The organism is Chelatococcus sp. CO-6, assembly GCF_001271345.1.
GTDB lineage: Bacteria > Pseudomonadota > Alphaproteobacteria > Rhizobiales > Beijerinckiaceae > Chelatococcus_A > Chelatococcus_A caeni.
Genome location: NZ_CP012398.1, coordinates 1,002,918 through 1,016,684, shown reverse-complemented (window position 1 = coordinate 1,016,684; position 13,767 = coordinate 1,002,918). Strand labels below are relative to the sequence as shown.

1 protein-coding gene is annotated in these 13,767 nt (G+C 74.3%); it reads left to right on the top strand.

Annotation, left to right across the window (positions count from 1 at the left end; translation table 11 throughout):
• Positions 1-175 precede the first annotated feature (175 nt).
• Complete coding sequence (locus AL346_RS25880) at positions 176-13,759, top strand: non-ribosomal peptide synthetase (protein ID WP_053193327.1); 13,584 nt, start codon at positions 176-178, stop codon at positions 13,757-13,759.
• Positions 13,760-13,767 lie beyond the last annotated feature (8 nt).

Below are 13,767 nucleotides of genomic sequence, written 5' to 3'. Positions count from 1 at the left end.
GGCGGACAGAAGAGGCCGGATTGGGGAATCCGGCAGACGGGCTGGGGAGGCCGTCGACCATGTCGTTGCCGATGCTCGGGCCGGAATCGCGGCCGCGCGGCCACCTGCGCCCATGCCTCCGCACGCCTGCCGGATCGCCGGCCGGCCGCTCCGGCCTGGATGATCGGACACGCGCATGAACCGTGCCGTTCATCCCGCCGAGGGCCGTGTTGCTGCCGAAGCCCGTCTGCCGCACGGCTGGAATGCGACGGCGCACGCGCTGCCGGCGGCGCATCTCGCCCAGCTGTTCGAGGCCCAGGTGGCGCGCTCGCCCGCGGCGCCGGCCCTCATCCTGGAAGACGGCACCCTCGACTACGCCACCCTCGACGCGCGAGCCAACCGCCTGGCGCACCACCTCATCGGCCTCGGCATCGGCCCCGACGACTTCGTCGGTCTCGCCCTGCCGCGCGACGCCGGGATGGTGGCCGCCCTTCTCGCGGTCCTGAAAGCCGGCGCCGCCTATCTGCCGCTCGATCCGGATTATCCGCCGGAGCGGCTCGCCTATATGGTGGGCGATGCCGCGCCGGCGCTCGTGCTGACCGCCGCGGGAAGCGAACCCCTCCTTGCCGCCATCGCGCCCGGGCAGCGCCGGCTGCAGATCGACACGCCCGCGATGGCGCAGACGCTCGCCGCCGCGCCGGCGACGGCCCCCGCCGAGGGCGATCGCCGTCAGCCGGTGCAGGCCGGGCATGCCGCCTATCTCGTCTATACCTCCGGCTCCACCGGGCGGCCGAAGGGCGTCGTCGGGCTGCAGGGCGCCATGACGAACCGCCTCGCCTGGATCGGCTCGGCCTGTCCCTTCGGTGCCGGCGAGCGTGTCCTGGCGCGCACGTCGCTCAACTTCATCGACGGCTCGACGGAACTGCTGGGCGTCCTCCTCAACGGCGCGGCGATGGTCATGGTCGAGGCGGAGGCGGCGCGGGACGTCGCCGGCCTCGTCGCGGCCATCCGCCGCTTCGGCATCACCCGCCTGACGGTGGTGCCGAGCCTCCTGGCCGCGCTGCTCGATATCGGCGAGAGCGAGGACCTCGCAGGCTGCCGCACGTGGGTGACGAGCGGCGAGGCGCTGCCGCCGGCCCTCGCGGCCCGTTTCGCCGCCCGTCTGCCGAAGGCGCGGCTCTACAATTTCTACGGTTCCTCGGAGGCGACGGGCGACAGTCTCTACGGCCTCTGCTCTGCCGGGGACGTCGGCATTGGCAGCCCGATCTGGAACACGCGCATCCATGTGCTCGACGATCGGCTCAGCCGTGTCGGGCCCGGTGTCGCGGGCGAGCTCTACATCGGCGGCGCGGGCCTTGCCCGCGGTTACCACGGCCGGCCAGAGCTCACCGCCGAGCGCTTCGTCGCCGATCCGTTCGGCCCGCCAGGCGCGCGGCTCTATCGCACCGGCGACGTCGTGCGCCAGCGCGCGGACGGCACGCTCGAATTCATCGGCCGCACCGACCATCAGGTGAAGATCCGCGGCGTGCGGGTCGAGCCCGGCGAAGTCGAGGCGGCACTTGCCGGCCATCCCGCCGTTGCGCGCTGCGTGGTCGTGGCGCGGGACGGGGCGGCGGGCGACAAGGAGCTCGTCGCCTATGTCGTGCCCTGTCCGGGCGCGGCGGTGGAGAGCCGCATGCTGCGTGCCCATCTCGCCGCCCGCCTGCCCGAGGCGATGGTGCCGCGCCTCTTCGTCCCGCTGCCGGCGCTGCCGCTGACGCCGAACGGCAAGATCGACCGCAAGGCCCTGCCGGCGCCGGCCGAGGTGCCCGCGGCGACGGGGCGGCGCGCGCGCGATGCACGCGAGGAGACATTGTGTGCGCTCTTCGCCGAGGTTCTCGGCCTCGGTGCCGTCGGCATCGACGACGACTTCTTCGGTCTCGGCGGGCACTCCCTGTCCGCGGCGCGGCTCGTCAACCGCATCCGCAGGCAGTTCGGCGTGGGCGTCACCCTGCGCGACCTGTTCGCCGCGCCGACGGTTGCCGGTCTCGCCGGCCGCATCGGCGGCGCGCGTGACGAGCGTCCTCCACTGGGGCCGCAGGAGCGGCCGGCCTCCATCCCGCTCTCGCATGCCCAGCAGCGCCTGTGGTTCCTCCACCAGCTCGGCGAGGGTCAGGGCGCGGCCTATCACCTGCCGTTCGCCGTGCGGCTGCACGGCTTTCTCGACATCGCCGCGCTGCGGCTCGCGCTGGCCGACGTCGTCGCCCGCCACGAGAGCCTGCGCACGGTCTTTGCCGAGAGCGACGGAATGCCCCGGCAGGTCGTGCTGCCGGCTGCGGGCATCGTGCCGGAGCTGCCGCGCCTCCACGGCGACTGCGCCGCGGACGCATTGCCGGCGGCCCTCGCCGAGGCGGCGGGGCGCCCGTTCGACCTGGCGCGGGACCTGCCGCTGCGGGCCGATCTCTTCACGCTCGGCGCCGGGCAGCATGTCCTCCTTTTGACGCTGCACCACATCGCCGGCGACGGGGCGTCGCTCGCGCCGCTCTGGCGCGACCTTGCCGCAGCCTATGATGCGCGCCGTCACGGGCGCGCCCCGGCCCTGCCGCCGCTGCCGGTGCAATATGCCGACTATACGCTGTGGCAGGCCGCGCTCCTCGGCCCGGCGGATGCGCCGGACAGTCCCCTGGCGCGGGAACTCGCGCACTGGCGCGGCGTGCTCGCCGGCATGCCGGCCGCCATCGACCTCCCGGGCGACCGGCCGCGGCCGCTGCGTGGCTCCGGCGAAGGCGGCCTCGTGCCGGTCGTGGTGCCGGCGGCAGTCCATGCGCGGTTGCGGGAGCTTGCCCGGTCGGCGAATGCAAGCCCCTTCATGGTGCTGCAGGCGGTGCTCGCCGCACTCCTTGGCCGGCTCGGGGCGGGGACCGACATCGCCATCGGCGCGCCGGTCGCAGGGCGAGGCGACGAGGCGCTGGACGATCTCGTCGGCTTCTTCGTCAATACCCTCGTCCTCAGGGTCGACACCGCCGGCGACCCGAGCCTCCGCACCCTGCTGGCGCGCGTGCGCGACATCGATCTCGAGGCTTTCGCGCATCAGGACCTGCCCTTCGACCGGCTGGTCGATGCGCTCGAGCCGGAGCGCTCGCTGTCGCGCCATCCGCTCGTGCAGGTGGTGCTGTCGCTGGAGCCGGGGGCGGAAGAGACGATCCGCCTGCCGGGCCTTGCGGCCGAGCCGTTCGCGGTCCCTCTCGGTACGGCGAAGTTCGATCTCGCCTTCGAACTCGGCGAGACCCACGGCCCGGACATGGCGCCGGCGGGCATCGTCGGGACGCTCGAATACAGCCGCGACCTGTTCGATCCCGAGACGGCGGCGCTGATCGCGGAGCGCTTCGTGCGCCTTCTCGGCGCCGCCGTCGCCGCGCCCGACCGTCCGCTTGCCGACATGGACCTGCTGTCGGCCGGTGAGCGGGAACGGCTGGCGCGGCTCGGGCGGGGGGCCGCGGTCGCCGTGCCGCAGGCGCTCGGGACGATGCAGACGGCCTTCGCGGCTCAGGTCGCGGCCCGGCCGCAGGCCGTCGCCCTGCGCTGCGCCGGCGGGGTGCTGACCTATGCCGCGCTCGACCGCAAGGCGAGCGCGCTGGCGCGCCGGCTCGCAAGGCTGGGCGGCGGGCCGGAGCGGCGCATCGCCGTGCTCATGGAGCGGTCCGCCGATCTCGTCGTGGCGACGCTCGCGGTGCTCAAGGCCGGCGCCGCCTTCGTGCCGCTCAATCCCGCCGACCCTCCGGCCCGCCAGCGCCAGGTGGTTGCCGAAACCGGCGCGCTCGCCGTCGTCACCGACAATGTCGCCGCGGCTGCCGCTCTCGGCGACGTGCCGGTCGTCCCCGCCGACATGGCGGAGGAGAGCGATGCCGAGGGGACGTTTTTCGTGGCGGGGGCGCCGGACGATCTCGCCTATGTCATGTACACCTCGGGATCGACCGGCCAGCCCAAGGGCATCGGCGTCTCCCACCGCAACGTGCTGCACCTCGTCCACGACCGCTGCTGGGGCGAGGCGGAGCGCGCCCGCGTTCTGCTGCATTCGCCCTATGCTTTCGATGCGACGACCTACGAGCTGTGGGTGCCGCTGCTCAGCGGCGGCGAGATCGTCGTGGCGCCACCCGGCCCGCTCGATCCGGCGACGCTGCAGCGCCTGATCGCGGAGGAGCGGCTGACCGCCTCCTTCCTGACGACGAGCCTGTTCAACCTCGTGGCGGCCGAGAACCCGGCCTGCCTTCAACCGCTCGGCGCAGTGTGGACCGGGGGAGACGCGGCGTCGCCGGCGGCGGTACGGGCCGTGCGCGCCCATTGCCCGGCGACGCGCATCGTCAATGCCTACGGGCCGACGGAAGGCACGATGTTCGCGACCTTCCACGTGCTTGCCCCGGACGAGGCGCTGGATGGCGGCATCGCCATCGGCCGCCCGCGCGACAATGTCACCGTGCATGTGCTCGACGAGAAGCTGGCGCCAGTCGGGCTCGGCGTGCCGGGCGAGCTCCATATCGGCGGCTGCGGCGTGGCGCGTGGCTATCCCGGCCGCCCTGACCTGACGGCGGCGCGCTTCATCGCCGATCCCTTCGGACCGCCCGGGGCGCGGCTCTATCGCACCGGCGATATCGTGCGCTGGCGGCGCGATGGCACCCTCGCCTTCGTGGGCCGGGTCGACCAGCAGGTGAAGATCCGCGGTTTCCGCATCGAGCCCGGCGAGATCGAGACGGTGCTCGCCGCCCGGCCCGACGTCGGCCAATGCGCCGTCGTGGTGCGGGAGGACCGGCCGGGCGACAAGCGCCTCGTCGCCTATGTCGTCGGCGCGGCTGGGCAACGCCCGGAGGCCGGCGCCCTCCGCCTCGCGCTCGCGGCCGAACTGCCGCCCTACATGGTGCCCTCGGCCATCGTCATTCTCGACGCCCTGCCGCTGAACGCCAACGGCAAGCTCGACCGGCGGGCGCTGCCGGCGCCGGAGCTGGAAAAGCCGGCCGAGGGCCGGGGCCCGTGCGACGGGCGCGAGGCGCTCCTCTGCGCGCTGTTCCGCGAGGTGCTGGGCCTTGCCGAAGTCGGCATCGACGACGGCTTCTTCGCGCTCGGCGGCGACAGCATCATGTCGATCCAGCTCGTCAGCCGCGCGCGTCGGGCGGGCCTGCAGTTCACGCCGCGTGACGTCTTCGCCGAGAAGACCGTGGCGCGCCTTGCCGCGGTCGCGACCGAGGCGCCGCCGCCGCGCACACCGTCCGACGTCCTGCTGAGCGGGCTGTCGCAGGCGGAGGTGTCGGGTCTGGAGCGAGAGATTGCGGGCCTTGCGGACGTTTGGCCGCTGACGCCGCTGCAGGAGGGGCTGCTGTTCCACGCGCTCTACGACGGGGTGGGACCGGACGTCTATACGGTGCAGCTGGTGCTGGAGCTGGAGGGACGGCTCGAGGCGGCGGCCTTGAAGAAGGCGGCGGAGCGGCTGGTGGAGCGGCACGCCAACCTCAGGGCCTCGTTCCGCCACCGCGGCCTGTCGCGGCCGGTGGCGGTCGTCGTCGAGGGGGCAGGGCCGCAGTGGCAGGAGATCGACCTCTCTGGTGCAGGAGACGGCGAGGCGGCGCTTGCGGCCTGGCTCGCCGGGGACCGGGCGCGGCGCTTCGACCTCGAGACGGCGCCGCTGATCCGCTTCGCCCTGCTGCGTCACGGCGGCGAGGGCGAGACGGCGCGGCACAGCCTCGTCGTCACCAACCATCACATCCTGCTCGACGGCTGGTCGATGCCGGTCATGGTGAAGGAGCTGTTCGCCCTCTACCGGGGCGAGGGCCGGGCGCTGCCGCGGGTGACGCCCTACCGGGACTATCTCGCCTGGCTCGCCGGGCAGGACCGCGAGGCGGCCCGGGCGGCCTTCGCGGCGGAACTCGCCGGGCTCGAGGAGCCGACGCGGCTCGCCGGCGGCCACGGGCCGGCGGCGGGCGAGGCCGGGGCGGTGACGCTCACGCTCGACGAAGCGGAGACGGCGGCGCTGCAGGGGCTGGCGCGCGGCTCGGAGGTGACGCTGAACACGGTGGTGCAGGCGGCCTGGGCGATCCTGCTCGGGCACCAGACGGGCCGCGACGACGTGGTGTTCGGGGTGACGGTATCGGGCCGCCCGGCGGAGCTCGCCGGGATCGAGGCCATGGTCGGCCTGTTCATCAACACCGTGCCGGCGCGGGTGCGGCTCGCCGGGTCCATGAGCGTCGCGGAGCTGCTGGCGGCGGTGCAGGGGGCGCAGTCGCGGCTCCTGCCGCACCAGCACCTGAGCCTGAGCGAGATCCAGGCGCAGGCGGGGCTCGGGGAACTGTTCGACACGCTGGTGGTGTTCGAGAACTACCCGCTCGACGAGGCCGGGCTCGGGGCGCTGCCCGGCGCGGGGCTGCGGCTCAAGGGTCTGCGGGCGCATGACGAGACGCATTACCCGGTGAGCCTGATGGTGATGCCGGGGCGGCGGCTCACGCTGCGGCTGGACCATCGCCGGGGAGCGGTGAGCGAGGAGGAGGCGCGGGTACTGGCTGGGCGTCTCGGCACGATCCTGCGCGGGCTCGTGCGGGGAGCGCAGCAGCGCATCGGGGCGCTGCCGGTGCTGCCGGCGGAGGAGCGGGCGGCGGTGCTCGGGCGGGTGGAGGACACGGCCCGGCCGGTGCCGGAGCGCAGCCTGCCGCAGCTGATCGCGGAGGCGGCGCGGCGGCGGCCGGATGCGACGGCGCTGATCGCGGGCGAGGAGCGCCTGAGCTACCGGGAGCTCGAAGAGCGGGCGAACCGCCTGGCGCATCATCTGCGCGGGCGCGGCGTTCGGCCGGAGGGGCTGGTGGCGCTGGCGCTGCCGCGGGGCGCGGCGATGGTGGTGGCGCTCCTCGGCGTGATGAAGGCGGGCGGGGCCTATCTGCCGCTCGATCCGGACTATCCGCGGGGGCGGCTGGCGGACATGCTGGCGGATGCGGGCCCGGCGCCGGTGGTGACGCTCCGCGCGACGGCGGCGGCGCTCGGCGAGGTGCTCGCCGGGCGGGAGGTGATCTGTCTCGATGCGCCGGAGATCATCGCGGCGCTGGCGGACGAGCCGGACACGGCGCCGGACGAGGCCGGCCACGACCTCGCCCATCCGGCCTATGTCATCTACACCTCGGGCTCAACCGGACGGCCAAAGGGCGTCGTCGTTACCCATGTCGGCATCGCCAGCCTCGCCCTCGGGCAGATCGAGCGCTTCGGCGTCGGGCCCACATCCCGCGTCCTGCAATTCGCCTCCTTCAGCTTCGATGCGGCGGTGTCCGAGGTCGCCATGGCGCTCGTGGCCGGCGGCACCCTCGTGCTGATGCCGCCGGAGGGGTTCCAGTCGCCCGAGCAGCTCGCTGCGCTCCTCGCCGGTCATGGCGTGACGCATGTCACGCTGCCGCCGGCGGTGCTGTCGGTCCTGCCGGTCGAGGCGGTGCCGCCGGACTGCACCGTCATCACCGCGGGCGAGCACTGCCCGGCCGAGGTGATGGCGCGCTGGGCCGATGCCCGCACCATGATCAACGCCTACGGCCCTACCGAGACGACCGTCTGCGCCACCATGAGCGGGCGGCTGACGGCGGGCGGGACGCCGCCGATCGGCTCGCCGATCTGGAACAGCCGCGTCTATGTGCTGGATTCGGCGCTGCGGCCGGTCGGTTCCGGTGTCGCCGGGGAGCTCTATGTCGGCGGCCTCGGCCTCGCCCGCGGCTATCGCGGCCGGCCGGACCTGACGGCCGAGCGCTTCGTCGCCGACCCCTTCGGCCCACCGGGAGCGCGCATGTACCGCACCGGCGACATCGTACGCCGGCGCGCCGATGGCGAGCTCGTCTTCGTCGGCCGGGCGGACCAGCAGGTGAAGATCCGCGGCCACCGCATCGAGCCGGGCGAGATCGAGGCCGTGCTCAATGGCCATGTCGCCGTCGCCCGGGCCGTGGTCATCGCGCGTGAGGACAGGCCGGGCGACCGCCGGCTCGTCGCCTATTGCGTTGCCCGGGCGGGGACGGCCATCGACGGCGAGGCGCTGCGGGCCCATGCCGCGGCGCAGCTTCCGGCGCATATGGTGCCGGCGGCCTTCGTCATGCTGGACAGCCTGCCGCTGACGCCGAACGGCAAGCTCGACCGGCGCGCGCTGCCGGCGCCGCAGCTCGCGCCCGTCGGCACCACGCCCCCGCGCAACGACCGCGAGGCCTTGCTGTGCCGGCTCTTCGCCGAGGTGCTCGGGCTCGACGCCGTCGGCATCGACGACGGCTTCTTCGCCCTCGGCGGTGACAGCATCCTGTCGATCCAGCTCGTCGGCCGGGCCCGGCGGGAGGGGCTCGGGCTGATGCCGCGCGATGTCTTCGAGCGGCGCACTCCGGCAGGGCTGGCGGAAGCCGCCATTGATCTTGGCGCCGAGGAGGCCGCGCCGGAGCCCGGCGAGGGACCGGTGCCCCTGACGCCGATCGTCGCCTGGCTGCGCGAGAAGGGCGGCCCGATCGACGCGTTCAACCAGGCCATGCTGCTCGAGGTGCCGCCCGCCATCGAGGAGGCCACCCTCGCCGGCGCGCTGCAGGCGATGATCGATCACCACGACATGCTGCGCCTCAGGCTGCTGCCGGGCTGGGCGCCGGCCGTCTCGCCGGCCGGCAGCGTCGTTGCGGCAGAGTGCCTGCGTCGGGTCTGCGCCCGCGATGCCGATGGCGCGGCGCTCGAAGCGCTCGTCGCCGAGGAACGGGCGGCGGCGGAGCGGCGCCTGTCGCCGGAGGACGGGGCAATGATCGCGGCGGTCTGGTTCGACCGCGGCGCGGCACCGGGCCGGCTGCTCCTCGTCCTGCACCATCTCGTCGTCGACGGCGTCTCCTGGCGTATCCTCGTCGAGGATCTCGGCAGCGCCTTCGCGGCGCTGGAGGCGGGCGAGCCGGTGACCCTGCCGGCGGTCGCCACATCGTTCCGCCGTTGGGCTGCGCATCTCACGGAAGCGGCGCGCCAGCCGCAGCGGCTGGCGGAACAGGACCTGTGGCGCGGCATGCTGGCGGATGCCAGCGCGCGGCTCGCCCTGCCGCCGCTCGATCCTGCGCGCGACACCGCCGGTTCGGCCGGGGTGCGGCGATGCATCCTCGGGCCGGACGCGACGGCGCCGCTGCTGACGCGGCTGCCGGCGCTCTTCCACGGCGGCGTCAACGACGTGCTGCTGACCGCCTTCGCGCTCGCCGTCGCCGACTGGCGCGAGCGACACGGCCTCGGCCGCGGCGAGGCGGTGCTCGTCGACCTCGAGGGCCATGGCCGCGAGGCGCCGGCGGGTGTGGACCTCAGCCGCACGGTCGGCTGGTTTACCAGCCTCTTTCCGGTGCGGCTCGACCCGGGCGCCATCGACCGGCGCGCGGCGCTCGCCGGCGGCGAGGCGCTGGGGCTTGCCCTCAAGCGCATCAAGGAGCAGCTGCGGGCGCTGCCGGACAACGGCCTCGGCTACGGCCTCCTGCGCTATCTCAACGCGGAGACGGCGGAGGCGCTTGCGGTTCAACCGGCGCCCCAGATGTCGTTCAACTATCTCGGCCGCTTCCCGGCCGCGCGCGGCGGCGCGTGGCTGCCGGCGCCGGAAGGCGAGGGGCTCGCCGGCGGCGCCGATGCGGCCATGCCGCTCGCCCATGCCGTTTCGCTCGATGCGCAGGTGATCGACGGGGAGGACGGCCCGCGCCTCGTCGCCGACTGGACCTTCGCCCCGGCGCTGGTGGCGCCGCAGGCCGTCGAGGAGCTGGCCGAGGACTGGTTCGCCGCCTTGTCGGCCCTCGTCCGCCATGCCGCGCTGCCAGGCGCCGGCGGCCGCACACCGTCCGACGTCCTGCTGAGCGGGCTGTCGCAGGCGGAGGTGTCGGTCCTGGAGCGTGAGGTGTCGGGCCTTGCGGACGTTTGGCCGCTGACGCCGCTGCAGGAGGGGCTGCTGTTCCACGCGCTCTACGACGGGGTGGGACCGGACGTCTATACGGTGCAGCTGGTGCTGGAGCTGGAGGGACGGCTCGAGGCGGCGGCCTTGAAGAAGGCGGCGGAGCGGCTGGTGGAGCGGCACGCCAACCTCAGGGCCTCGTTCCGCCACCGCGGCCTGTCGCGGCCGGTGGCGGTCGTCGTCGAGGGGGCAGGGCCGCAGTGGCAGGAGATCGACCTCTCTGGTGCAGGAGACGGCGAGGCGGCGCTTGCGGCCTGGCTCGCCGGGGACCGGGCGCGGCGCTTCGACCTCGAGACGGCGCCGCTGATCCGCTTCGCCCTGCTGCGTCACGGCGGCGAGGGCGAGACGGCGCGGCACAGCCTCGTCGTCACCAACCATCACATCCTGCTCGACGGCTGGTCGATGCCGGTCATGGTGAAGGAGCTGTTCGCCCTCTACCGGGGCGAGGGCCGGGCGCTGCCGCGGGTGACGCCCTACCGGGACTATCTCGCCTGGCTCGCCGGGCAGGACCGCGAGGCGGCCCGGGCGGCCTTCGCGGCGGAACTCGCCGGGCTCGAGGAGCCGACGCGGCTCGCCGGCGGCCACGGGCCGGCGGCGGGCGAGGCCGGGGCGGTGACGCTCACGCTCGACGAAGCGGAGACGGCGGCGCTGCAGGGGCTGGCGCGCGGCTCGGAGGTGACGCTGAACACGGTGGTGCAGGCGGCCTGGGCGATCCTGCTCGGGCACCAGACGGGCCGCGACGACGTGGTGTTCGGGGTGACGGTATCGGGCCGCCCGGCGGAGCTCGCCGGGATCGAGGCCATGGTCGGCCTGTTCATCAACACCGTGCCGGCGCGGGTGCGGCTCGCCGGGTCCATGAGCGTCGCGGAGCTGCTGGCGGCGGTGCAGGGGGCGCAGTCGCGGCTCCTGCCGCACCAGCACCTGAGCCTGAGCGAGATCCAGGCGCAGGCGGGGCTCGGGGAACTGTTCGACACGCTGGTGGTGTTCGAGAACTACCCGCTCGACGAGGCCGGGCTCGGGGCGCTGCCCGGCGCGGGGCTGCGGCTCAAGGGTCTGCGGGCGCATGACGAGACGCATTACCCGGTGAGCCTGATGGTGATGCCGGGGCGGCGGCTCACGCTGCGGCTGGACCATCGCCGGGGAGCGGTGAGCGAGGAGGAGGCGCGGGTACTGGCTGGGCGTCTCGGCACGATCCTGCGCGGGCTCGTGCGGGGAGCGCAGCAGCGCATCGGGGCGCTGCCGGTGCTGCCGGCGGAGGAGCGGGCGGCGGTGCTCGGGCGGGTGGAGGACACGGCCCGGCCGGTGCCGGAGCGCAGCCTGCCGCAGCTGATCGCGGAGGCGGCGCGGCGGCGGCCGGATGCGACGGCGCTGATCGCGGGCGAGGAGCGCCTGAGCTACCGGGAGCTCGAAGAGCGGGCGAACCGCCTGGCGCATCATCTGCGCGGGCGCGGCGTTCGGCCGGAGGGGCTGGTGGCGCTGGCGCTGCCGCGGGGCGCGGCGATGGTGGTGGCGCTCCTCGGCGTGATGAAGGCGGGCGGGGCCTATCTGCCGCTCGATCCGGACTATCCGCGGGGGCGGCTGGCGGACATGCTGGCGGATGCGGGCCCGGCGCCGGTGGTGACGCTCCGCGCGACGGCGGCGGCGCTCGGCGACGTCTTCGCCGGGCGGGAGGTGATCTGCCTCGATGCGCCGGAGATCGTCGCGGCGCTGGCGGACGAGCCGGATACGGCCCCGGACGAGGCCGGCCACGACCTCGCCCATCCGGCCTATGTCATCTACACCTCGGGCTCAACCGGACGGCCAAAGGGCGTCGTCGTCACGAGGGCCGGGCTCGCCAATTTCCTTGCGGCGATGCAGGACCGGCTCGGCTTCGCCGCGACGGACCGTCTCGTCAGCGTCACGACGCTGGGCTTCGACATCGCCGTGCTGGAGCTGTTCGGCCCGCTCGTTCGCGGCGGCACGGTCATCCTGCCGCGGCCGGAGGAGGCACGCGATCCGGAAGCCCTGCGCCGGCTCATCGTGACCGAACACGCCACGATGGTGCAGGCGACGCCCTCCCTGTGGCGGGCGCTCGTCGATGCCGGCGAACTGCCGCCGGTCAGGATCCTCGTCGGCGGCGAAGCGCTCGACGGCGACCTCGCCGAGGCGCTGCTGGCGACGGGATCCGAGGTCGTCAATCTCTACGGGCCGACGGAAACGACCATCTGGTCGACGGCCGGCACGGTCAGGCGCGGCGACACCCGCCCGCCGCCGATCGGCGCGCCGATCTGGAACACGACGCTGCATGTGCTCGACCCGGCGCTGCGGCCCGTCGGGCCCGGCGTCGCCGGGGAGCTCTACATCGGCGGCCTCGGCCTTGCCCGCGGCTATCGCGGCCGGCCGGACCTGACGGCCGAGCGCTTCGTCGCCGACCCCTTCGGTCCACCGGGAGCGCGCATGTACCGCACCGGCGACGTCGTGCGCCGGCGTGCCGACGGCGAGCTCGTCTTCGTCGGCCGGGCCGACCAGCAGGTCAAGATCCGCGGCCACCGCATCGAGCCGGGCGAGATCGAGGCCGCGCTCAACACCCATACCGCCGTCGCCCGGGCCGTGGTCATCGCGCGTGAGGACCGGCCGGGCGACCGGCGGCTCGTCGCCTATTGCGTCGCCCGGGCGGCGAAGACCATCGACGGCGAGACGCTCAGGGCCCATGCCGCGGCGCATCTCCCCGCCCATATGGTGCCGGCGGCCTTCGTCATGCTGGACAGCCTGCCGCTGACGCCGAACGGCAAGCTCGATCGGCGGGCCCTGCCTGCGCCGCAGCTCGCGCCCGTCGGCACCACGCCCCCGCGCAGCGACCGCGAGGCGCTGTTGTGCCGGCTTTTCGCCGAGGTGCTCGGCCTCGACACGGTCGGCATCGACGACGGCTTCTTCGCCCTCGGCGGGCATTCGCTGTTGGCGACGCGGCTGGTCAGCCGCATCAGGCAGGAAGCGGGGATCGAGCTCACGCTGCGCGACCTCTTCGAGCGGCCGACCGTGGCCGACCTCCTCGGCGCGCCGGCCGCGGCTGCCGGCGGCATGCTCGACGTGCTGCTGCCGTTGCAGCCGCGCGGGAGCGAGCCGCCGCTCTTCTGCATCCATCCCGGCTACGGCCTGTCCTGGTCCTATGCGGGCCTTGCCCGGCAGCTGGGGCCGGATGTGCCGCTCTACGGCCTGCAGGCCCGCGGGTTCCGCGCCGGCGAGGCCCTGCCGGCGACCGTGGAGGCGATGGCGCGCGACTATCTCGGCCAGATCCGGGCGGTGCAGCCGCGCGGCCCCTATCGCCTGCTCGGCTGGTCCTTCGGCGGGCTCGTCGCGCAGGCCCTGGCGACGGCGCTGGAGCAGGCGGGCGAGACGGTGGCGCTGCTCGCCGCTCTCGACAGCTATCCGCTCGCCGACTGGCGCGCACCGCTGCGGATGGACCGGGACAGCGCCCGGGCCGCGCTGCTCGACCTCATCGGCTATCGTCCGCCGGAAGGCGAAGAGGACGGCACGGAGGGCTGGGAGGCGGTGCGCGCCTTCCTCGCCCGCACGCAGAACCCCCTCGCGACGCTGCGCCCGGAGGATTTCGAGCGCATGCTCGCCGTCGCCAACAACAACGCCCGCCTGGCCGGTGCCTTCCGGCCGCAGCGCTTCACTGGCGACATCCTGCATGTCGCGGCAACGCTCGGGCGGGAGCCGGATGCGCCGACGGCCGAGGCCTGGGCGCTCCATGTCGCCGGGCGCGTCGTTTCCCACGACATCGCCTGCGACCACAATTCCATGACCGCTCCGGGGCCGCTGGCCGAGATCGGCGCGATCATCGCCGCCGCCCTTCGTGGCGCGCGGGCAGACGAATGACGGAGGAC